The 22,204-nt window shown below is 48.3% G+C and carries 16 protein-coding genes; 11 read left to right on the forward strand and 5 right to left on the reverse strand.

Annotation, left to right across the window (positions count from 1 at the left end; genetic code table 11):
* Window positions 1–32 precede the first annotated feature (32 nt).
* Window positions 33–1,259: an organoarsenical effux MFS transporter ArsJ gene (gene arsJ / locus EKG38_RS00805; RefSeq protein WP_126517786.1), complete on the forward strand. Its 1,227-nt coding sequence runs from the start codon at window positions 33–35 to the stop codon at window positions 1,257–1,259.
* Window positions 1,260–1,767: 508 nt separating this feature from the next.
* On the opposite strand, the gene EKG38_RS00810 is transcribed toward arsJ, so the two are convergent.
* A complete protein-coding gene (locus EKG38_RS00810) occupies window positions 1,768–3,645 on the reverse strand; it encodes a tetratricopeptide repeat-containing diguanylate cyclase (RefSeq protein ID WP_126517788.1) in 1,878 nt (625 codons plus the stop codon).
* Between the two features lie 708 nt (window positions 3,646–4,353).
* Here EKG38_RS00810 and EKG38_RS25330 point away from each other — a divergent pair.
* Together EKG38_RS25330 and EKG38_RS00815 are read left to right on the forward strand one after the other, a co-directional pair.
* A complete protein-coding gene (locus EKG38_RS25330; RefSeq protein ID WP_012140932.1) occupies window positions 4,354–4,476 on the forward strand; it encodes a hypothetical protein in 123 nt (40 codons plus the stop codon).
* A 710-nt stretch (window positions 4,477–5,186) separates the two neighbouring features.
* The gene (locus EKG38_RS00815; RefSeq protein ID WP_126517789.1) at window positions 5,187–6,566 is read left to right on the forward strand and encodes an alanine/glycine:cation symporter family protein; all 1,380 of its coding nucleotides are present in this window, start codon (window positions 5,187–5,189) and stop codon (window positions 6,564–6,566) included.
* Window positions 6,567–6,636: 70 nt separating this feature from the next.
* Here EKG38_RS00815 and EKG38_RS00820 read toward each other — a convergent pair whose 3' ends face one another.
* Genes EKG38_RS00820 through EKG38_RS00830 form a run of 3 tightly spaced genes read right to left on the reverse strand, consistent with a single transcriptional unit; the run spans window position 6,637 to window position 9,684 of the window.
* Entirely contained in the window at window positions 6,637–7,752 is a 1,116-nt protein-coding gene (locus tag EKG38_RS00820) for an ABC transporter permease (protein WP_126517791.1), read from the reverse strand.
* A 1-nt stretch (window position 7,753) separates the two neighbouring features.
* Window positions 7,754–8,743 (reverse strand): ABC transporter ATP-binding protein, encoded by a 990-nt coding sequence (locus tag EKG38_RS00825; protein ID WP_126517793.1) that lies wholly within the window; start codon window positions 8,741–8,743, stop codon window positions 7,754–7,756.
* On the reverse strand, window positions 8,740–9,684 hold the full coding sequence (locus EKG38_RS00830) for an HlyD family secretion protein (RefSeq protein ID WP_126517795.1): 945 nt from the start codon (window positions 9,682–9,684) through the stop codon (window positions 8,740–8,742). The genes EKG38_RS00825 and EKG38_RS00830 overlap by 4 nt, the downstream gene beginning before the upstream one ends.
* A gap of 506 nt (window positions 9,685–10,190) precedes the next feature.
* Here EKG38_RS00830 and EKG38_RS00835 point away from each other — a divergent pair.
* The 5 genes from EKG38_RS00835 (at window position 10,191) to EKG38_RS00855 (ending at window position 15,633) form a co-directional block, all read left to right on the forward strand.
* The gene (locus EKG38_RS00835; protein WP_126517797.1) at window positions 10,191–11,099 is read left to right on the forward strand and encodes a hypothetical protein; all 909 of its coding nucleotides are present in this window, start codon (window positions 10,191–10,193) and stop codon (window positions 11,097–11,099) included.
* 69 nt (window positions 11,100–11,168) lie between these two features.
* Window positions 11,169–12,347, forward strand: a complete 1,179-nt coding sequence (locus tag EKG38_RS00840) for a DUF5692 family protein (RefSeq protein WP_246033043.1) — start codon at window positions 11,169–11,171, stop codon at window positions 12,345–12,347.
* A gap of 137 nt (window positions 12,348–12,484) precedes the next feature.
* Window positions 12,485–13,342, forward strand: a complete 858-nt coding sequence (locus EKG38_RS00845; RefSeq protein WP_126517799.1) for a hypothetical protein — start codon at window positions 12,485–12,487, stop codon at window positions 13,340–13,342.
* A 101-nt stretch (window positions 13,343–13,443) separates the two neighbouring features.
* Window positions 13,444–14,007 carry a chalcone isomerase family protein gene (locus EKG38_RS00850; RefSeq protein WP_126517801.1) on the forward strand — a complete coding sequence of 188 codons (564 nt, stop codon included), beginning with the start codon at window positions 13,444–13,446 and terminating at the stop codon, window positions 14,005–14,007.
* A gap of 165 nt (window positions 14,008–14,172) precedes the next feature.
* Window positions 14,173–15,633 carry a methyl-accepting chemotaxis protein gene (locus tag EKG38_RS00855; protein WP_126517803.1) on the forward strand — a complete coding sequence of 487 codons (1,461 nt, stop codon included), beginning with the start codon at window positions 14,173–14,175 and terminating at the stop codon, window positions 15,631–15,633.
* A 156-nt stretch (window positions 15,634–15,789) separates the two neighbouring features.
* On the opposite strand, the gene EKG38_RS00860 is transcribed toward EKG38_RS00855, so the two are convergent.
* Window positions 15,790–16,839 carry an AraC family transcriptional regulator gene (locus EKG38_RS00860; RefSeq protein WP_126517805.1) on the reverse strand — a complete coding sequence of 350 codons (1,050 nt, stop codon included), beginning with the start codon at window positions 16,837–16,839 and terminating at the stop codon, window positions 15,790–15,792.
* A 95-nt stretch (window positions 16,840–16,934) separates the two neighbouring features.
* Between EKG38_RS00860 and EKG38_RS00865 the strand changes: the two genes are divergently transcribed.
* Genes EKG38_RS00865 through EKG38_RS00875 form a run of 3 tightly spaced genes read left to right on the forward strand, consistent with a single transcriptional unit; the run spans window position 16,935 to window position 21,810 of the window.
* Entirely contained in the window at window positions 16,935–18,596 is a 1,662-nt protein-coding gene (locus tag EKG38_RS00865; protein WP_185826743.1) for an FAD-binding oxidoreductase, read from the forward strand.
* The gene (locus EKG38_RS00870; RefSeq protein WP_126517809.1) at window positions 18,593–20,248 is read left to right on the forward strand and encodes a glycerol-3-phosphate dehydrogenase/oxidase; all 1,656 of its coding nucleotides are present in this window, start codon (window positions 18,593–18,595) and stop codon (window positions 20,246–20,248) included. Before EKG38_RS00865 ends, EKG38_RS00870 begins: the two co-directional genes overlap by 4 nt.
* The gene (locus tag EKG38_RS00875) at window positions 20,245–21,810 is read left to right on the forward strand and encodes an FGGY-family carbohydrate kinase (RefSeq protein WP_126517811.1); all 1,566 of its coding nucleotides are present in this window, start codon (window positions 20,245–20,247) and stop codon (window positions 21,808–21,810) included. The genes EKG38_RS00870 and EKG38_RS00875 overlap by 4 nt, the downstream gene beginning before the upstream one ends.
* Window positions 21,811–22,204 lie beyond the last annotated feature (394 nt).

Raw genomic sequence — 22,204 nt, forward strand, 5'->3', positions numbered from 1 at the left:
CTCGAAACTAAGAACTCGAACCCAGGAGAGATATGTTAGCCAGTATTAAGGCATTGCCGGAGCAGGTCAGACAATACCTTATCGTGACCGGTAACTATTGGGTGTTTACCCTCACCGATGGTGCGCTGCGAATGCTGGTGGTGTTGCACTTTCATCAGCTCGGTTACTCGCCGCTTGCGATTGCCATGCTGTTTCTCTTTTACGAAATCTTCGGCGTGGTCACCAACTTAGTCGGTGGCTATCTGGGAGCGAGGCTCGGGCTGAATCGCACCATGAACTTAGGGCTTGGCTTACAAGTGCTCGCCCTTGGTATGCTCCTGTTGCCCACCTCTATGCTGACCATAGCTTGGGTCATGGCCGCGCAAGGGCTTTCAGGCATAGCGAAAGATCTCAATAAGATGAGCGCCAAGAGTTCCATTAAGTTGCTGGTCACTTCTGGTCAATACGGAAGTGGAGAACAGGAGACACTCTATAAATGGGTGGCAGGCCTCACTGGCTCTAAGAATGCCCTCAAAGGTGCGGGATTCTTCTTAGGTGGCGCCCTCCTGTCTCTATTCGGTTTCACCGCAGCCATTGGGATCTTGGCCGGCATGTTGGTGCTGATCTGGCTCTTTAGCATGGTGAAACTTAAGAAAGATCTGGGGAAAGCCAAGCGCAAGCCCAAGTTCAATGAGATCTTCTCCAAGAGTCGCAGCATCAATATCTTATCTGCCGCAAGACTGTTTCTGTTTGCGGCCAGAGACGTCTGGTTTGTGGTGGCCCTGCCAGTATATCTGGCGAGTAAATTTGGCTGGGATCACTATTACGTGGGTGGCTTCCTGGCACTTTGGGTGATTGGCTATGGCTGTGTGCAGAGCATTGCCCCGAGTCTGACCGGTAAGCGACAGGGAAAGACCCCGGATGGTCGCTCGGCGCTTCTCTGGGTCATATTGCTTACCTTTATTCCTGGGTTAATCGCCCTGGCATTAAGTTATGACATCGCGCCTCAGATTAGCTTGCTGCTAGGTTTGATCCTATTCGGCTGTGTGTTTGCTATTAACTCTTCCTTACACAGTTATCTTATCGTCAGTTATGCCAGTGACGATGGTGTATCCCTCGATGTGGGTTTCTACTATATGGCCAATGCCATGGGACGTTTGCTGGGTACCATACTTTCCGGCTGGGTCTATCAAGTCGCAGGGCTCGAGGCCTGCCTGTGGATCTCATCGGCATTCTTAGCCATGACTGTGACGATTAGTATCTATTTACCAAAGAGGTAGCGGCCTTGGAATGAAGGCCGATGGCATTTTTTCTATGTTGGGTGTTGGTATTGGGAAGTGTGTTTGAAACTTGTATCTTCATAGTTATCTATCGCCTCCCCGGTGGGTGCCGTGCATGGATGCTCAAATGTCGTGAAGGCAGGATGCCTAAGAACGACCTTATGTGCAGATATTTCTGCGAAACGCCGGCTCTTGATTTCAAAAGAGTCCTTCCATGTGGGCTCTACCAAAACATTCTTGTTTTGGAAGCTCAAAGCTGCATCTACACTTGTAGATTTTAAAGAAGGTTATCTCTTCGATTGTTTAAGCTCTCGCTTTTTCCAGGTTATGCCAGATGTCGCACTCAAAAGAATCGTATGTGCAACTTTCACTGCATAAGTCACAACCATGAGTTAAACAGCCAAATGCAAAATATGATCTAGCTAATAGCCTTAATGCACACGCTCTTGATCCAGTAAGTACAGCCTTACTGAACCAAGACATCTCAACTTGGCTTAATTCGAATGCATTAAGCACATTCAGCCGCTAAATAAACCTTATTCTTACCTGAGAATTTAGCTCGATACAACGCATCATCCGCTTGTTTCATCAGCCCTAATAAGGTTGTTGTATGTTCATTTAGTGTTGCAACACCTAAACTAATCGTAAACTCAACAGTCACATCATCAAATTGAAAAAATTGTTCCTCGATGTTGTGTCGAAGTCGGTCTGCAATATTATAAGCCTCTGTTTGTGATGTGTTTTCAAGCACTATTAAAAACTCTTTACCGCCGATCCTGCCTACTAAATCATGCTTCTTAAGCCATCTTCTGGTTCGTTTTGAGGCGGCTTTTATCGCTAAATCACCGATATGGTGCCCATAACGATCATTAATCGATTTAAAGTTATCAATATCAAACATAATCACTGACGCTGGTTGTTGCTTTTTAATTGTTTTCCCAATGATTTTTTGGCCTTTTTTGAAGGTATGTCCCCTATTAGCAAGCCCAGTTAAAAAGTCAGTTTGCGCACGCACTTTAAGCGTTCTACGTGAGATTAATAAAAATAAAACAATGCAAAATAGCACGGTGACGACAACAAAAAACAAACTCAACTTAAGCTCATTAATCCGCTCTTTATCTTTGACTGAAGCTAAACTCAACTCATTAATAGCTAAACGATTACCCAGCAGTTCATTTTCAAACTCAGCCAGTGCAGAGTTATGATCGAGCGATGACCTGATCACCTCATTATCAATCACACTTTGGTTAATCTCTCTTTCTATATCTATCACTTGAAATAGCTTATTCAGAGCACTAACAGGGTCATGAACATCAAGTGCAATGATGGCATCAGCTTGGAGCAACATCGCTTTTTGGTTTGCAGCAAAGCTCTTATCTTGTTTAAAGATTCGCGCCATATCAGCGGCTTTTTCAGCCTCACCACTTCGCATATAAGCTAGGCCTAAATAGAGGTAGTTACTGCTAATAAAATATTTTTCTTGAGTTGTATGATTAAGTGAAACAGCCTTTTCTAAATGAAAAACAGCCTTATCATAATCATACGTTCGCAATGCTACACGACCAGCATTTAAGTGCGAAAAAAACAACATATCATTATCGCCTGTAGAGATGCCTGCCAAAGAAAATTGTGCTTTAACACTTTGATTTGCCTTATCCCAATGCCCTAGACTAATCGCCTCACTCAACATGTTGTATTGCATATTAAACATGTCTTCAATGTCATTAATGCTTTGCCATGTTTGATAAGCTTTTTCAAAACTGTCATAACCACGTCGATGTAGTCCAGCTTTGCGATATAAGCTGCCTGTTGCGTTATAAATCAGCGCTTTACGGTTTGCATTAAGGTTGTTTTTATCGACAATGGCCATCGCTTCATCGAGCAAGGCAATCCCTTTATGTATCGAAGTGGGTTCGATAAAGCAAAAAGCATTTTGAGTTAAAGTCTTAGCAAGTAATTCGGAATTGTGGTGTTGGCGAGCATAAATAAGGGCTTTTTTTCTATCGATGCAATATGCCGCTGGGTCGTTGGATTGTAAATATATCGCAAATGAACGTTCTAAATGACTATCGATAAGCACATCAGTAATCGGCAGGTATCTAACTAATTCAATGCCTTTGTCATAACTGTCGATTGATTGCTCGAGTTGACGGGTTTTCTCATAAAGCTGGCCATAGAGAAAGTGCACTTTCGCTTGTTGCTCAGCTTCAAGTTTGCTGTTTTTTAGATCAAATTTATTCAATAACTCGATACCGTCAGCCGGGCTAACCGCTTTGGCTGCACGTTCTAATTCAGTTAACGTATCACTAGCAAATCCATTTGTACTAAAAACGAAAAGTACGCAGCTCAACCAAGTCAGCCACTTTTTCATCAGTAAAAAAAACATGTTTAGCCTCCAGCTAATACTCCTTTGGGAGTATATCGATTCTAGATCGGCATGGTAATTATTTAAAGCTAAAATGTTGATTTAAAGTTATATTAATTAGAGGTGGTCACAAAGATTGTTTATTGTTAGTTAGTAATACATTAGCCCGCTTTTATTTTGCAATTAGTGTATATTACAGTATAAAAAACCATAGTTTCTGGGGTCAGAGTAAACTTTAGTGTTAACCGTTCGGTTTTGGATGCGGTCTCTAAATCGGAACTTATGAAGTAGTCAGTCACTTAACTAACCCGTTTTTGGGTTATCCCCCTGAAAGGCCAAGTCGTCTTAATCATCATGCTAAATCGAAGAGATAACTATCTCTACACCATTGTGGATGTAAAGGCGGCTACCTGAATTCGAGGGAGGGCATGGAGCCACTGCTTAATCGGCTATAGATTATCCAAGTCTAGAGCTAGTCTTGTTTAGTTATATCTAGTCTATTGGCTTCGTGGGGCGGGGAGTCGAATGGTGTTAAAATTATACTGCTGTAAATTATTAGTGTTTTAAAATAATACTGTTGTAGGAAGATCGAGGAGGTATCAGGTTTCATACCTAATTGATCTGTAACCTGTAAACTCGCTTAATCCGGACATCAATGTGCTTGTTCAAGATGACTAAGCTCACGTGATTGGCCCAGCTAAGGCGTCCACATATTCACAGGAGCAAGATATGAGTAAAGGTAAAAGTATTCGTAAAGAAGGCAAGAAACAGCCACAGAAAACGGCCAAAGAAAAACGTATGGCAAAACATGCGAAAAAAGAATCCAGAGGCCTGTTGGATAACGTAAAGTAATCCTCTTTTCTGCGTCTCTCTATTCGCGAAGCTCATAGTGAAGAGTTAGTTAAGAGCTAGCGAAGATATTCTGTTGCTGTCAGCCAACACCAGCCATGGCAAACATGGTTAAGATTGAAAGTCGAGTCGGGCTAACTTCAGGTTAGCCCTTCCGTAAAACTGCTGATTCAAACTATCTATCACTCCACTAAGCGCCTCCCGATTCGAAAAATCCACGTTGGAAGTTGGCTGTCACTTCCTAATTCACTCTTGTCCAATCCCAAGTTGCTTTACTCATGCTCCTAAGTCGAAGAGACAACTGTCTAGAAATCATAATCAGTGTAGATGCGGCTGTGAGCTTCCAAAACATGGATGTTTTGGCAGAGCCCACAGGGATTGTGCTCGCGGCGACTCACAGAAGTCTCTGCACTTTCAGGTCTTTCTTTCACATCCATGTGATCATGACATTCATATTTCCTATACATCACAGCCGCAGGCTATAAGTTGCGATGAAGATACGACCTTCAAGTTGTGTACAAACGTCTATGACGCTACGTCCCCGCAAAACTTTGTCAATCAGCCACAACCATTTACTACAAAAAGTGGCTGAACAATACTCCTGCTTTCATTTTATACACTTTTCGTTGTACTCTGAGATGCAATCAACAAATTCCGGGCATTAGATCACGGAATGAATATAACAATAATGATAAAGCGTCGACGAGGTTTGAATGGAAGGAATTACTGAATTTGTAAGTATGGTCAATGGCTTCGTCTGGGGTACCCCCATGCTGGTCATGATCTTGGGTGTGGGTCTGTTCCTCTCGGTTGGCTTGAAGTTAATGCCGATCCTGAAGTTGGGAACCGGCTTTAAATTGCTTTGGTCGGGTAGGATCCCCGATAAAGATAAGACCATGGAGGGGGAGATTAGCCCCTTTAACGCCCTGATGACCTCGCTCTCGGCCACTATCGGTACGGGTAATATCGCAGGTGTGGCGACCGCCATCTTTATCGGTGGGCCCGGTGCGCTATTTTGGATGTGGTGTACGGCGCTGGTCGGCATGGCAACCAAGTTTGCCGAGGCGGTATTGGCGGTGAAATACCGTGAAGTCGATGATAATGGTAACCACATAGGTGGTCCCATGTATTACATCAAAAACGGACTGGGAAGTAAGTGGGCTTGGCTGGGTACCGCTTTCGCGCTATTTGGCTCATTTGCCGGCTTTGGTATCGGTAATACGGTGCAGTCGAACTCGGTTGCCGATGCGCTGAGCAGTAACTTCGGGGTACCGACTTGGGTGACGGGTGTCGTTCTTATGGTGCTGGTAGGCGCCGTATTGATGGGCGGTATCAAGCGTATCGCCGATGTGGCCGGTAAGCTGGTTCCCCTGATGACACTGTTTTATATCGCTGCCGGTCTGGCTGTGTTAGCTGTTAATGCCGCTGCGATTCCAGATGCGATTGTTATGATTGTTCATAGTGCATTTAACCCGGTTGCCGCGCAGGGTGGTTTTGCCGGTGCAGCGGTTTGGGCGGCGATCCGCTTCGGTGTGGCGCGCGGTGTGTTTTCAAATGAAGCTGGTTTAGGTAGTGCGCCGATTGCTCACGCCTCGGCGCAGACCAATAATCCTGTGGCTCAAGGATTAGTCGCCATGTTGGGCACCTTCATTGATACCCTGATTGTCTGTAGTATTACCGGTCTGGCGATTATCGTATCGGGAGCCTGGACATCCGGTGAGAACGGCGCGGCATTGACTTCGCTGGCTTTCTCGACGGCGATACCGATGGGGAATTACATCGTTGCCATAGCGCTGTCTGTCTTTGCTTTCACCACTATCTTAGGTTGGAGTGTTTACAGCGAGAGGTGTGTGCAGTATTTGTTCGGTGTTAAAGCCGTTAAGCCTTTCAGAGTACTTTGGATATTGGTGGTGCCGCTGGGCGCCGTGAGTTCGCTGGATTTTATCTGGTTACTGGCCGATACCCTGAACGCTATGATGGCCATTCCTAACCTGATTGCCTTGGCACTACTAAGCCCTGTGGTATTTAGTCTGACCCGCGAATATTTTATCAAGAAGCGTGAAGATGAAGCCAAGGCTAATGCCGAGGTCTAAAAGTTAATCGTTTTAATAATAAAAAGCGCCGGGAGGCGCTTTTTTATTGTCTGAATATCGGACCAGCCGATTAATCGAGGCGTTTATTGAACCTCAGCGAAGCGATGATGATACCTATAACCGTGAAACCGACAAGCCAGAGCGCATCGAAGCGCATATCACTTATCTCGCCTCCTCGAAGCACGACGGCGCGGATGATCCGCATAAAGTGGGTGGCGGGCAGTATTTCGGCGATCCATTGAGCAGGCTTGGGCATGGCCTCGAAGGGGAACATAAAGCCCGACAGGAGTATAGTTGGCAGTATGATAAAGATGGTCATCTGCATCGCCTGAAGTTGAGACTTGGCTATGGTCGAGATGATAAGGCCTAAGGTGAGGCTGGCGGCGATAAACAGCAGGGTACCCATAAGCAGTTGAGCGATATCACCATTGATGGGGACATCGAAGATGATATTGCCCAGTCCCAGAATGATAGTCATCTGAATAAGGCCGACAATGATATAGGGAAATATCTTGCCCAGCATCAGCTCTATTGGCTTGATAGGGGTAGTGATCAATAGCTCCAAATTGCCTCTCTCCCGCTCTCTGACGATGGCCGCCGAGGTGAACAGGATCATGGTCATGGTCAAGATCACCGCGATCAATCCCGGCACAATATTGACGGCAGAGCGCTGCTCTGGATTGTAGAAGAGGGCGACCTCGAAGGTCGGCGGAGCCTCTGTTTTCATGCCCGTTATCTGATCCAGTGGCATATGTCGCAGTTGCTTGATCGCACCGGCGATCATGGTATCTGAGCCATCGACCAGCCATTGGCCTAAGGTTTCCTTATTGGCTAACTTCTCGGTCAGGTTTGGTGGAAGAATGAGGGCGGCACGTATCTCTCCGCGGGTAATGGCGGCTTCCGCTTCGCTGGCCGTTGTGTAATGGCTCTCTATGGAGACAACCTGTGTGACCTTAATGGCCTCGACTATCCAACGTCCGAGCGCAGAGTTACTCTGATCTACAATTGCGACAGGCACATTTCTGACATCTGTGTTGATCGCATAGCCAAACAGAAGCAGTTGAATAAGAGGGATCATCACCACCATACCGAAGGTGATCCTGTCTCTCATCAGTTGTCTAATTTCTTTGGTGGTAATCGCCTTTATTCTTCGCAAGCTGTTAAGCAGTCTATTAGTTAAAGACATATCAATTGGCCTCCGATGTTTGAGGCTTCCTGGGACTATTTCTATCACTGTCTCTGTCCTGGCCTGTGACGGTGACAAATACATCTTCCAGATTTGGTGGAACCTGTCTTAACTCACTTTCGACCAGTTCGGGCCGGATCTGTCTGAGCCAGCCCATAGGATCTGAGATCTTATTGTCTACCAAGACCCTTAAGCGCGATCCAAGTTGGGCCGCCGATTTGATCTCTGCGTTGAGTATCAGCTCCGACTTGAGCTGTCTCAGGTTAGGGTGTGAGACTTCGATAACATGGGCGCCCATCTGTCGCATTAGCTCGTTGGGGCTGCCATCTGCGCGAATATACCCCTGCTCCATGATGGCGAGACCATGGCATCGCTCCGCTTCATCCATGTAGTGGGTGGTGACCAGGATGCTGGTGCCACTCTCAGATAGGTCGAACAGCTGCTCCCAAAAGTCTCGTCTGTTTTGAGGGTCCACTGCCGATGTGGGCTCATCGAGAAAGAGGAGTTCTGGATCGTTCAGGCATGAACAGGCGAGGGAGAGTCGCTGTTTCTGACCGCCGCTAAGGGTTCCGGCATACTGTTTCGCCTGCTTTATCAGTTTATAGGTGCTGAGTAGCTCGCTAATTTTTCGTTTACTCTCATTGGGGGTTAAACAATAGATTTGAGCGATAAATTCCAGATTCTCTTTGACGGTCAGATCGTCATAGAGAGAAAATTTTTGTGTCATATAGCCGATACGCAGCCTCAGGGCTTCGGCCTGTTTGGGGATAGACATCCCCAGCACCTCGATACTCCCCGCCGTGGGAGTGAGTAGTCCGGTCAGCATGCGGATACTGGTGGATTTTCCACAGCCGTTTGGCCCCAGAAATCCATAGATATGGCCCTTCTCGACGCTAAGGTTCATGTTTGATACTGCCGCTAACGAGCCGAAATGTTTAGTGAGTCCCCTGGCGTCGATCGCTAATTCACTCGAGGAGCCTTTGTTGCTCATAATGGCAGGTCCACTTGGGAGGGGATCCCCGTGGGCAGTCTGTCCGCGTCGCTGCCTAGATCTATCTCGGCCAGAAAGACCAGTCGGGCTCTGTCCTCTTGGTTTAGCGCATAGTAAGGGGTAAAGGCGGGCTGGGTACTCAGCCAGCGCAGCTTACCTTGAAATACCTGATCGACGCCATCGACATGTACGGTAAGTTCCTGACCTATGGTCAGTTTGGCAACATGAGTCTCAGGAATATAGACCCGGGCATAGGGGGCATTATCGGCCTGGATCGCCACAATAACGGCATTGGGTGGGACGCGCTCTCCGAGATTGAAAGGCAGACTATCGAGCTTTCCATCTCTGGTGGCGATCACGCTGAGATCGTCTAAGATCTTCTTTTCCAGCGACAGGTAGGCCTTTGCCGCATCGAGCGCCGCCTTAGCCTGGTTGATATCTTCCTCTCTGACTCCCGCGATCAACTTACTTAGGTTTTCATTAGCGGCATTAAATTCGGCCTGGCTTTGATCCCGATTCGCTCTCGCCCTGTCTTGTGCCGCCTGGCTGGCAAGATTTTGCTTTAATAAGCTGGACGTTCTTTTAAAGGATTGTTTTGCCTCTATCAGGGCGGCTTGGGTTCGGGCTACATTTGCCTGAGCGCTGGCAATATCTTCGGGTCGTTCGCCATTGGTCAACCTTAACAGGTAGGCTTGTGCTTTTTGGACTTCAGCCTTGGCCATTGCTACAGTCGCTAACTGTTTTTTGTTATCGAATTGTAATAATAAGTCTCCTTTTTTTACCATGCTCCCTTCAGTTATAGGTAATGCGGTGATGATCTCACTCGCCGTCGCCCTAAGTAATACCCGGTCACGTTCTAAGGTGCCCAGAGCTTGGTTTGTAACATCTCCCTGGCAGGCGCCCAGGCTGAAGAGAAAGATTATCGATAGAAAAGGCCTCATCTCTAAATGTCCTTGATGTTTTATCCCTATAGATCTATTTATGACAGGTAAGGTTAGCTATATCAAGTGTTTAGCTTGCTGTTTGGTTACTTTTATCATCTATCGAGATTGTCTAATTCAGTGATATTAAAAGTAACCCACCGCAAACTTTAATAACCATCCAGCTTATAACTGCAACAGTCGTACCACTTAACTGTCTTTTTTATCGCCAGAATACGATTTACTGAATCTTGATATCTTCATCACATATATGTCCGAAATAACACCAGTGAATAACTGAAACGCAACATTTAAATGATCTAGATCAAAACAATCCGGCACTTTCGGATTTAGAGTAAACACTCTAATTTAGAGTAAACACTCTAATTTAGAGTGAATGCTCTAAGTTAGAGTTTTAACTCTAATGTGATTTAAGAGCTTGTGTAGATAAACCTAATAATTTGAATGTTTGCTCTGCTGAAGGGTAAACGATCTGAACCGATGGATAACTCGTACCTGGAGGCGTTATGGACATTCCCGTCTGGCAATATGTCGTTTCGATGACTGGATATATTGTGTTTTTGCTCGTTTTGGTGGAAGGCATGCGCCGTGCACCAAGAATGACAGCCGCATTTTGGCTGCTGTCCCTTTTAACTGCGCCTTTATGGGCAGACAACCTGGATGGTTGGTTCCGCTGGGTTAAGACCGTCAGCGTTCTTATCCCAACAGCAATTGTTGTAGGTGGTGCCAGAATTGCCTGGCTGTACCATGATAACCCAAATAAATTCCTCGCGTTTTTCCGCGGCGACTGGGTGTTGAAAGTGCTCTACATGGTACTTTTCCTCAATATTGCTGAAGCGACGGCTAAAGATTTCGCTACCGCCAACTACTTCAACGCTATCTGTGGTGTCATCTTATGTATCACTATTCCGTTCCCACGTTATAAGAACGGTAAGCGTCTGTACTGGGTGATAGGCCGTGATAAGCCTAATGACCTGTTGTTCTTCTCTACTGCGGCATGGAACTTCCTCTACACCACCTGGAACCTGGCATTCGTATTCGGTGAGAACCCAGGCTTCTTCGCCAGCTCATTCTGTATCTTGATGGCTGCCGAGCTTTACCCAATCATCAAGGGGCGCCCTGAGCTTTATATCATCGCTCGAGTCTACACCCTGGCATTCCACATTCTGGTTCGTGCAAATGGCGACATCTTCACTCCGATTATGGACTCGTCGAGTTGGGCCAGCGACAGCGTGGTCTACTACTGGGGTGCGATTAACCTGGCTATGCATATTCCATTCGTTATCTGGTACTTCAAGACTAAGAATAAGAGTGAAACCAACGAACCTCCATTTGGAGAGAAGTCTCCACCACCGCTCATCTCAGATTATTCAGACACCACGTTGAATGACGAGAAAAAGCTAACTACAGCCTGATCGAAAGGTCACATCGGATACCTAATGGGTAGGTATCCGATACCAAATTCATAGAAGAGAGTAGTTGATATGAAACTCAGGGCGAGAAGTATCTATACCGCGATGTTGGCGCTATTGATGATGTGTTGGGGGTCAGTTGCAATGGCCGAGACCACACAGAACCAAGATGCCGGCGTCGATAAGCTTCAAGGCGAGGTATGGCAAGGTACCCGTGATGGTAAACCCGGTGAAGGTAGCCTGTTTTATCGATTGGAGTTTAACGCAGATAATAATGTTGAAGTCACCAAGCAATCGGGTGGTTTTAACAAGACAGAGACTCAGAAGTGGCGCCTCAATGGTGACTCGGTATTAATTGAGAGTCTCACCGGTGATGAAATCAACGACTTCGATGGTGCGACCTTAGCATTTGTCGATAGCGAGCAGATCCGTTTCTCCCTCGACGGTGATGGCTTCAATATTCACAAATGGTACAAGTACCGTGCATTTGCCCATGTCCTGTTTGTACTTATCGGTTTGATGGCACTGAACGAGCTTTGTCGCCGCCTCAAGTGGAGTAACTATGTCTTATGGTTCGCTCTGCCGATTGTATTGATTCCACTGTGGTCAAGCTATGAGATCACTTACTGGTTCAAATGGGTCAAACTCTACTCGGTTGTCGGCGCGGCGGCACTGTTTACGCTGATCCGTTTTACCAAGGTTGGAGATATGAAGTGGGCCAAGTTTGGCGCCGGAGCCTTCCTTGCAATCAACATCTCAGAAGCGGTAATGCAAGACTTTAGCATGGGCAACCTGGCTAACGTTCTTAACGCTATCGGTGGTGTGCTCTCAATTATCACTCTGGCAGGCTGGGCAATGATCCATGCCGATAAGAGTAAGCAGCAAGATATGATCTGGCCTGCGATGACGACCTTCTGGATTATCGCCTATGACGTCTGGAACATCGTATTTGTCTACCTGAACTTCCCGGGCTCAGCTACCGCTCAGATGATGGTATTGATCGCGGCGACCCTACCTTCACTCTTTATTAAGAAAGGAACTTGGCTACAGGCGCGTGCCTTCACCTTAGCGGGTTCATTCATGTACTACTTCAGCTGTCCGTTTATGTACGAGAGCAACGTAGTGCCTATGCCACGTAACGATGAGCTGATGTTGGCGGCCGGTGCTGCCAGTTTCATCATCAACGGCATCTATGCCTACGTCTTCTTCAGTAAGAAATTCAGACAGCGTCAGGTGGTAGCCAGCGCATAAAGATTAACCATAGCCAGTGCTGTCGGTAGACCAACCGATGGCGCTGAGAGGGGCAACCCTCAGAGTAAACCCGTTTGGACGATACACAGTTTTTTAAAATAATTTATTAAAAATATTATAAATATGATGGAGTTACTATGAAAAAGCGTATTCTTAGCATTGCTATTCTTGCTTCAATGACATCAGGTTTAACCTATGCGGCCGATGACGCCGATATCGATATGTCGAACCCAACCGACGTATACACCTCTATCGGTGCTTCATACGGTAGTGAAGGTGCCAACCTCAAGGGACAGTTGATGTTGTCTGAAAAGACAGGAGATACAGGTCAGAAGACAGGCATCATTTTCGAAGCCAAAAACATCCTAAACGAAGGGGATAAGACTCCACAGTTTACCGGCATGGTGCAGCATCCTGATTACGGCATGGTGCCAACCTTTAACGATGAAACCAGCAAGCGTTCATACCGTCTTCGTTACGGCACCATCAATACTACTAATGGTACTGGCTGGTCTATCGACGCGATTCTGGCTGACCATCCTTTCTACGGCAGCATGGCCGTCGTTCAAGCCGGTCCGGTAATGACGATTCCTGTAACCGATAACTTCTATATCTGGCCTATCTTGTATGCAGGTGGCGTTGTTATTGAAGATAATATGTCACAAATTCTTCCACCTGACATGGCGGGAAGTACTGCAGTATCGAGTAGTGGCATCGACGTTCCATCATTGATTCTGACCGGTATGGTCTACGCGCGTTATGCCTTCAACGATCACTTTTGGGCACTGCTAAGCACTTCATATACAGAGGAGATACAAGGTAAATCCTGGAGTGATGACATCATGGATGGCGGACTACAGATGGCGAGCTTCTCCGGTGAGATCTCGGTGGCCTACCAGATGAACAAGCGTCAAAACGTACGTGTTAACTATAAGACTGATAACAGCGATAGCACCGATGATAGCTACTGGATTGAGTATAACCACGCGTTCTAATTACTCATCAATCAGTTTTGATACTGCCGATGCATTGCCTGCATCCATGTATTGGCAGTTTTATCTATTGTTAATTATTAATACTTTATCAGGAGTCTTACATGATTAAACGTGCACTCGTACTCGGTACTATGCTCTTTGCCTGTGGCAACGCGGTGGCAGGCAGCGAGATCTCCGGCGTAAACCTTCCCGACAGCATCACCTTGCAAGATAAGGTGCTTAGCTTTAACGGCGCAGGCGTTCGCAGTAAGTTTTTTATCGACCTCTATGTGGGATCTTTGTTCACCGTAGGTCAGGTCGATCAGGCCTCGAAGGTTATCGATAGCGATCAGCCAGCGGCAATTCGTCTGAATATCACCTCGGGTATGATCACATCGGAGAAGATGACCGACGCCATGAATGAAGGCTTCGATCGTGCGACCGATGGCGATTCCGCTTCGATCCAGGAGAGTATCACTGAGTTTATCGCGACCTTTGCTGAGCCTATTCAGGAGGGAGATCAATTTACCCTGCTGAGTGTTCCCGGTGAAGGGGTCATCAGCTATAAAAATGGCAAGCAGTTGTCTGTAACTCGTGGTGAAACCTTCCGTAAGGCCGTGATGGCCATCTGGTTAGGTAAGAACCCGACAGATAAAGGCTTGAAAGAGGATATGCTGGAAGGTTAAGTTTTTTGAGAGACCACCTTATTCAAGGTTGAAAAGGTGTTTCATGGCGATGGGGAGTCTCTGTGTCCCCACCTGCCCATGGCCATGAAAGTCTCTTAAGAGCCTCACTTTTTTTAGTGATTTGTTTGTGCTCCTTACGGGGCAAAACCTGGAGGAGATGGTGATATGACGCCACTGGCAATTTGGCGGGCGATGTTTATGCCCCAATCTCATCAATGGCGACCGGAGCAGTTACGCTTCGTCGATACCTTGATGTTCTTTACCCTGCTCTCACTTTTTACCGGCCTCTATAGCCTTTTCAAATGGCTGCAACACGATCACACTCTCCTTATCTATACCTCATTTCTTCTTATCGGCGCCGAGCTGTTAGCCGGGGCGATAGTGCGCTTTGCCCGTATGCCTGTGTTGGCACTCAACGTCGGTTTTTTTGGCATGGTGATACATGCGCTGAATATGATCTATCAAGGGGGAGGGGTATTGAGTTCGACTCAAACCCTGTGGATCCCGGTATTGATCATCTCCTTCTTCCTGACTGCAAACCTATTGATGGCAACGCTCTGGAGCCTTGGTGTTATTCTTTTCTCATCCTGGATGGTGGCGAATGCACTCAGTGGCATCGCTATGCCTCAGATGGAGCTTTCATCCTCGGCGCTGGCAACCGAAACCTGGTCGGGATTGCTAATGCCGCTGATTGTGATTGTGGTAGCGCAAGGCTTTACCGCTAAGCAGCGCAACAAGGCGATGAACGCCGCAGAAAAGGCGCAATTTGACACCTTAGCCACGGCTGAAAAGGCGCAGCAGGGAGAGCTGCAGCTATCTGAGGTGTTAGACAAGGCGGGTGATAACGCGGGTCAACTCTCTTTGGTGGCCAACGAGCTTGAGAGCCAGTCTTTAGATCTGCATCAACAGGTCAATAACCTCAATCAAAACTGTGAATCCCAGGCGAGTGCGGCGGAACAGATGAGCCAGCAACTTCTGAGGATGACATCGGACATGGAGCAATCTGAGCGCTTCGTGACTGAGATGAGAGCGCGCAGCGAGGTGATTAACCGCCAGGCTCAGAGCAGTGCCGAATCTCTGGAGGCATCAACTAATGCGATCGATAAGATCTTAATCAGTAATGAGAAGATCATGTCGGTAGCGGGTTTGATCACTTCGGTAGCAGATCAGACCAACCTGCTGGCCCTGAATGCGGCGATCGAAGCTGCCAGAGCCGGGGACCACGGGCGAGGTTTTGCGGTCGTCGCCGAACAGGTGCGTGAACTGTCGGCAAAGAGTAATGCATCGGCTGTGGAAATTCGGGCCCTGCTGGATCTCAGTAAACAGGAGGTCAACCAGGGTCAGGTGGTGATACAAGCGACGGCAACCGAGCTGTCCGGCATCATAGAGCAGGTCAGTGAGACAGTTACGGATGTCAATCAGTTGGCCGACACCATGGTGCATCAGGTTCAGGCGGTGCAGGAGTTGAATTCGGCCAGCGCCGAGGTGGCAAACAGTGTGGTGCAGACCAATCAGGTATCTGAGTCGGTAGCGACTCAGGGCAAACAGCTGACGCAACAGGTCGATACTCTAAAGGCCCTTGCCGAGGATCTAAGGCTCGCCATGTTATCAAAGAATGCGGCATAGACGATGCTTAATCAGTAAAATATCAATTCATTAGGAGAGAGGACGAATTTATACGGAATCTAAGGTTTGCTAGTGGCTAAGGATCCCGAATAATTCGTTCCTCTATTCCTCTATTCCTCTATTCCTCTATTCCTCTATTCCTCTATTCCTCGTTCCTCAACTTCTCGCTCCGTCCGATGCCTTTGTTCTCGTTAGCCCAGGCGTGTGCCCGGTCCAGGTTTTGTAGGCCCGAAAGAAGACTCTGGCATCACTGAAGCCCAATTGCAGTGCTATCTCATCCATAGAGAGCTCACTGCAGGTGAGCCAGTAATCAGCCATCTCATGGCGGATCTGATCCAATAACGCCTGATAACTGCTCCCCTGTTTAATTAAGTGTCTTTGCAGACTTCGACCGGCCATATGCAGATGGCCGCTAACTTGTTCCCGCTGAATTTTCCCCTGGGGCAGGAGTTGGCGGATCACTCTGGCGGTTTTTAACTCGAGATCGTCGGCATCACCAATATTATTCAATCTTAAGTTGGCGCTGATGGTTAATTGACTCAGTCGCTTCAGATTTCCACCGGGAAGTCGACGCCCCAGTAGTGACTTGTCTATGACTATAGCGTTATCACTCTGAGCGAAGTGCACCGGGCAGCCGAAAAGCTGTTCATATTGTTGTACTTCGGCTGGGGAGGGCTTATCTCTTTGAAGTTGGATCGCTCTTGGCGCTGCCTGATTATCTTCAAGCAGAAATCGGGCGAAGTTGACCCAGGAGGCGAGCACATTATCGATAAGGTGTGAGATCACAAGGGGGTGGCTATACTGGCAGTGCCAGACCATTTTGATACCGTCGCTATGCTCCCTTATTTCGGTGACCCCCATGTCTCCGACCAACTTCTCTAATGGCATGGCTTCCTTCAGAGCCTGAGACAGATCCGTCGAGTTAAGACCTATCTGGCCTAAGATATAGAAGCGATCAGGCTGAATAAATCGGGCGCTATAGAGACCAAACAGAGGATGTTTGGACTGGTCAATAAGATAGTGGAGCAGACGCTGGAACTGCTCTCCACTGAGCCTGCCATCGATCTTATAGAGTTCAGACAGTGCAATGCCGGCGTGCTCTAATGCGGAAGAAACGTCAATCTTACAGTGTCTGCCCGCCTGCAAAAATTGCTGCACCGGCGGAATTGAAGTCGACCCCAGCGAGCGGCTTGCTTGTCTCTTCATTATACAACCCATTCACATTTGTCCATATTTGTCACTGACAAACCCTGGTGACATTGTAGGATAAACTAATGTAGATGCAACCGGAACGGCGAAATATGAACAGATCACAGGAAGATAATCGAAACTGGAATGGTTGGGGCGCCAGAGAGAAACGGATGGAGCTTTCACAAGATGGTGCAGCTTTCATCTGTGAAAAACTGGGCCAGGCTAAGCCTCTGGGAGTATCGACACTGGCGCGGGTGATTGCCAAGGTTCCCGATTCCAGACTCAATGACAGCGAGCTATATTCGACCGACGCAGAGACCAGGTTACGCCATGCCCGAGGGCAGAGCCTCCCCGATTGGCTGGCCATGAAGAGTGGCGAGTTTGGCGTCTTTCCCGATGCCGTCGCGTTTCCTGTATCCGGTGAAGATATTCGCATCTTGATGGCAGAGGCTAAAGCGAATGGCTGGCAGCTTATTCCCTATGGCGGTGGCACATCGGTCGTGGGCCACATCACGCCATGCCCGTCAGATAAACCCGTTATTACCGTCTCTCTGACTAAGATGAATCGGCTCCTCGAGCTGGACAGAGTCGATCAGATTGCCACCTTCGGCGCCGGGGTCAAGGGGCCTTTCCTTGAGGCTCAACTGCAGGCACATGGCTATACGCTGGGTCATTTTCCACAATCGTTCGAGCTTTCTACATTGGGCGGCTGGGTGGTAACCCGCTCCAGTGGGCAGCAATCTTTGGGTTATGGTCGTATCGAAAATCTATTTGCGGGTGGAGAGATAGAAACCTTCAATGGCACGGTGGATATTCCCACGCTGCCGGCATCATCGGCAGGGCCGGACTGGCGTCAATTGGTACTGGGATCGGAAGGACATCTGGGGATCCTGACCGAAGCTAAGGTGAGAGTCACTCGCGTCGCCGAAGAGGAATTTTTTGGTGTCGCTTTCATGCCAGATTGGCAGAGTGGAATCGACTGTGCCCGGGAGATCATTCAACAGAAGTTGCCCCTGTCTATGTTAAGAGTGAGCAATAGTGAAGAGACTCATACTCAGCTGTTTCTCTCTGCGACTCAGACCCAGCGAAGCTGGTTGAATCGTCTGCTCTCACTTAAGGGGGTCGGAGAAGGAAAATGTATGCTGGTCTACGGCGTCACGGGAGACAGAGAGGCCAACAGGCAAAGCTATAAGCGACTCAAGCAGGTTTTACGTCGCTTCAGAGGCGTTAATACCGGGCAACGCCTGGGCAAGAAGTGGGCTCATAAGCGATTTACCTTCCCTTATCTGAGGGAGACCTTGTGGCAGATGGGTTATGCCATCGATACGTTGGAGACTGCAACGAACTGGTCGAATATCGAATCAATGACGCAAAAGATAGAGCATAGTCTGCGAGATGGGTTAGCGGAGTTTGGCTCTAAGGTACATGTGTTCTCACATCTGTCTCACCTCTATGGCGATGGTGCCAGTATCTATACAACTTACCTCTTTCCCGTCGCGGATAGTTATGATGAAACCTATCGTCGCTGGCAAAAACTCAAGACAACGACATCGACCTTGATCGTGGAAAATAATGGCACCATTAGTCATCAACATGGTGTCGGCAGCGATCATGCGCCCTATCTAGCCAGGGAAAAAGGCAAGCATGTGATGGCGTCCTTGGAGACCTGTTTTGACTACTTTGATCCGGATAAACAATTGAATCCTGGTAAGTTATTTAAGGCGGAGCAGACCGATCGTGTAGAGACTGTTCACACAGAGAAAGAGCAATGAATACCCTGACTCAGGCGTCGACTCGCGCCCGTGAGGCGATCGCCGGTGCAAAAACTGGTGAGCTAGCCTGTGAATACGATCTTGTCGTGATCGGTGGCGGGATCACTGGGGCGGGGATATTTCATCTGGCTGCGAGCCAAGGGCTAAAGGTGCTGCTGGTCGAACAGCAGGATTTTGCATGGGGCACATCGAGTCGTTCATCTAAGATGGTTCATGGTGGGTTACGTTATCTGGCTGCTGGCCAATGGCGAATGACGCGGGATACGGCCAGACAGAGGGAGGCGCTGCTTGCCGAACTGCCCGGATTGGTCGAATTGATGCCCTATATGATGCTGCACCGACAGGGGGACTTCCCCTCGGCGGCGCTGTTTAAGCGGGTACTGTCAATCTACGATAAACTCGCGGGATGTGATTACCATAAGCCCCTCACGCTCGAGAAGGCCCAAGCCTGGCTGACTGAACTCTCGTTTGATGGGGTAACCGGAGTGAGTCTGTTTGCCGATGGGGTCACCGATGATGCCCGCTTAGTGCTGCGTCTACTTCAGGATGGGGTTCTCGCCGGGGGCCAGGCGCTTAATTACGCTAAAGTGACCGGACTTATCGAGTCAGAAAACGGTATCTCGGGGATCGAACTGGAATTGGATGAGGGAAAGCATAAGATAGGCGCCAAGTGCGTCATCAATGCGACCGGCAGCTGGGCATCACAGCTTCATCCACTCGAGAAGGGGCTGCTCAGGCCCTTGAGAGGCAGTCATCTGGTACTGCCTTTCGAGCTACTCCCTGTGTCTGCATGCATTACCTTCTTTCATCCCATCGATAAGCGTCCCGTCTATATCTATCCATGGCAGGGCTGTACCGTGATCGGCACAACCGATCTGGATCATGATCAAGGGATCGAAAATGAACCGGGAATAACCCGAACCGAAGTGGACTATCTGCTGCAGCTGACCCGGAGCTATTTCCCTGATAAAGAGATTGGCGAGTCAGATGTGATCAGTTGCTGGAGTGGCATCAGGCCTATATTGAGTTCATCTACCGATACCGCCCCCTCCAAGGAATCCCGTGAACATGTTATCTGGTCGAAACCCGGCCTTATCTCGGTCACCGGAGGCAAGCTAACCGGGTTTCACCTGATGGCTGAAGAGGTACTTGAGAGTATCAAGACTCAATTTCCCGCTATGATGAAGGGTATAAAACAGGCTAAGTTTAGTCAGCCTGCTACGGGTTATGCCGATAAGCGAATCATCGGCTACTTTGGCCATTTTGCGACAAGCATTTCTGAGATGAAAAACAAGCAGCAGATTGGTATAAGCCGCTGCCAGTGGCGGGAGTTGGAGTGGTCTCTGACTCATGAGAGTGTTGTACATCTCGACGACCTCTTGCTTCGACGTACACGTTTGGGGTTATTGTTAGGAGGTGGCATCATCAAGTATCGCGAGCAAATTCTCGCTCTGTGTTGCCAGTCACTACACTGGTCTGAGTCGATGGCTGAGCGGGAGTGGCTCAGGTTTGAGCAGATTTTCTCGAAATACTATTCTCTGCCAAACAAAGATAAGTCGGCAAGTGCCGACAGCCAGTTAAGAGCCGACAGCCAGTCAAATGCCGACAGCCAATTAAGAGCAGATAACTTACTAAGTACAGACAGTCTATGATGAATGAAAAAGATAACGGCTACCTACTGGCAATCGATAATGGCACTCAGAGTGTCCGGGCGCTGATCTTCGATCTACAGGGACAATTGGTCGCCAAATCTCAAGTGAAGCTCATTCCCTATGTGTCACCTCAGTCCGGTTGGTGTGAGCAAAGTGGCGAATATTACTGGGATAAATTATGTCAGGCTTGCCAATCACTCTGGGCTCAAGGGATCGATAAGACAAGAATCAAAGGCATGTCTGTAACCACACAGCGTGGCACCATGCTGCCACTGGACAGCGAAGGCAACCCATTGCATGACGCCATACTATGGCTCGATCAGCGTAAAGCCGAACCCGAGAAAAACCTGGGAGGGATCTGGGATCCTCTGTTTAAAGTGATGGGACTTAGTGAAACCATCAACACCTTCCGCAGCCGGGCACAGCCTAATTGGCTCTACCAGGCCAGGCGAGATCTATGGGAGAAGGCCTATAAATTTACCTTCCTGTCGGGCTTTTTTCACCACAGATTGACCGGCGAGTGGGTCGACTCATCGGGCTCGCAAGTGGGTTACCTTCCATTTGACTACAAGAAGCACAGGTGGGCAAAGAAGTGGGATTGGAAGTGGCGAGCGCTTAATGTGAGAGAGGATCAGCTGCTGCCGCTGGTCGATCCCGGCGATCGGATCGGTGAGATCACGGCCCAGGCGAGTGCATTGACCGGGATCCCCGAAGGCTTGCCGGTGATCGCCGCCGCAGCAGACAAGGCATGTGAGGTCTTAGGCTCGGGCGGTCAACACTCAGATGTGGGTTGTCTGAGTTTTGGTACTACCGCGACCATCAATGTCACCATGAAGCGTTATGTTGAGGCGGTGCGCTTTCTTCCTCCCTATCCGTCGGCCATTGCCGGTTCCTACTGTAGTGAGGTGATGTTATATCGGGGGTTCTGGATGGTGAGCTGGTTTAAGGAGCAGTTTGCGCATATAGAGAAGGCAAAAGCGGATGAGGCGGGAATAGAGGCGGAAGCGCTGTTCGATGAGTTGGTCAATACCGTACCTCCCGGCTCCATGGGCTTGATGCTTCAACCCTATTGGGGCCCCGGTGTAAAGCAACCTGGTCCCGAAGCTAAGGGCGCGGTGATAGGCTTTGGTGATATTCATACCCGCGCTCACCTGTATCGGGCGATATTGGAGGGGCTGGCGTTCGGTCTTAAAGAGGGGCTGGAAGCCATCGAAAAGCGCAGTGGCTGCAAGATAAAAGAGCTTAGGGTATCCGGTGGTGGGGCGCAGAGTGATGCGGCCATGCAGATCGCCGCCGATGTATTCGGATTAACCACGGTCAGGGCTCACACGGTAGAGACTTCGGGACTGGGCGCCGCCATCGATGCCGCGGTAGGACTTGGCTTGCATCCTGATTTCGACAGTGCAATTAAGGCCATGGTGCATCAGGGAAAACGCTTCGAGCCCGACGATGAGCATTATAAGATGTATCAGCGACTCTATGGTGAGGTCTATCTCAATATCTATAAGAAGCTGCAACCGCTATATTCTAAGATCAGGGATATCACGGGTTACCCGGAGTAGTCGCGGTTGAATTTTCGCATTGCATTCCCCTTTTAAAATGGAGCTGTTCAATTGAAGCTATCTGATATGAAATATAACTTTTGTTCGTTGGGCTTATTGATAGGGGGTATTGTCTCCGTTTTGGTGACGATGATTATTCTTGTATGGGAATGGGTCGAAAATCCGGGGGGAGTTTTTCACGATCAAAATGGTACCAATTGGAATTTTGTTTTTGACACCGCTTCGAGCTGGTTTGTTCCGACATTCCTCTATGCAGCGCTCATTGTCACAGTACTCTATTTGCTGCTCTATGCCATACAATGGATTAAGCAAGTTAGACAGAAATAGTAAGATTAATCATCTGTTAATCAAGAATAATTGTGTTAATCAACTGCTCTGGTTAGAAATGTGTTTC

Origin of the sequence: Shewanella canadensis (assembly GCF_003966225.1) — a bacterium.
Taxonomy (GTDB): domain Bacteria; phylum Pseudomonadota; class Gammaproteobacteria; order Enterobacterales; family Shewanellaceae; genus Shewanella; species Shewanella canadensis.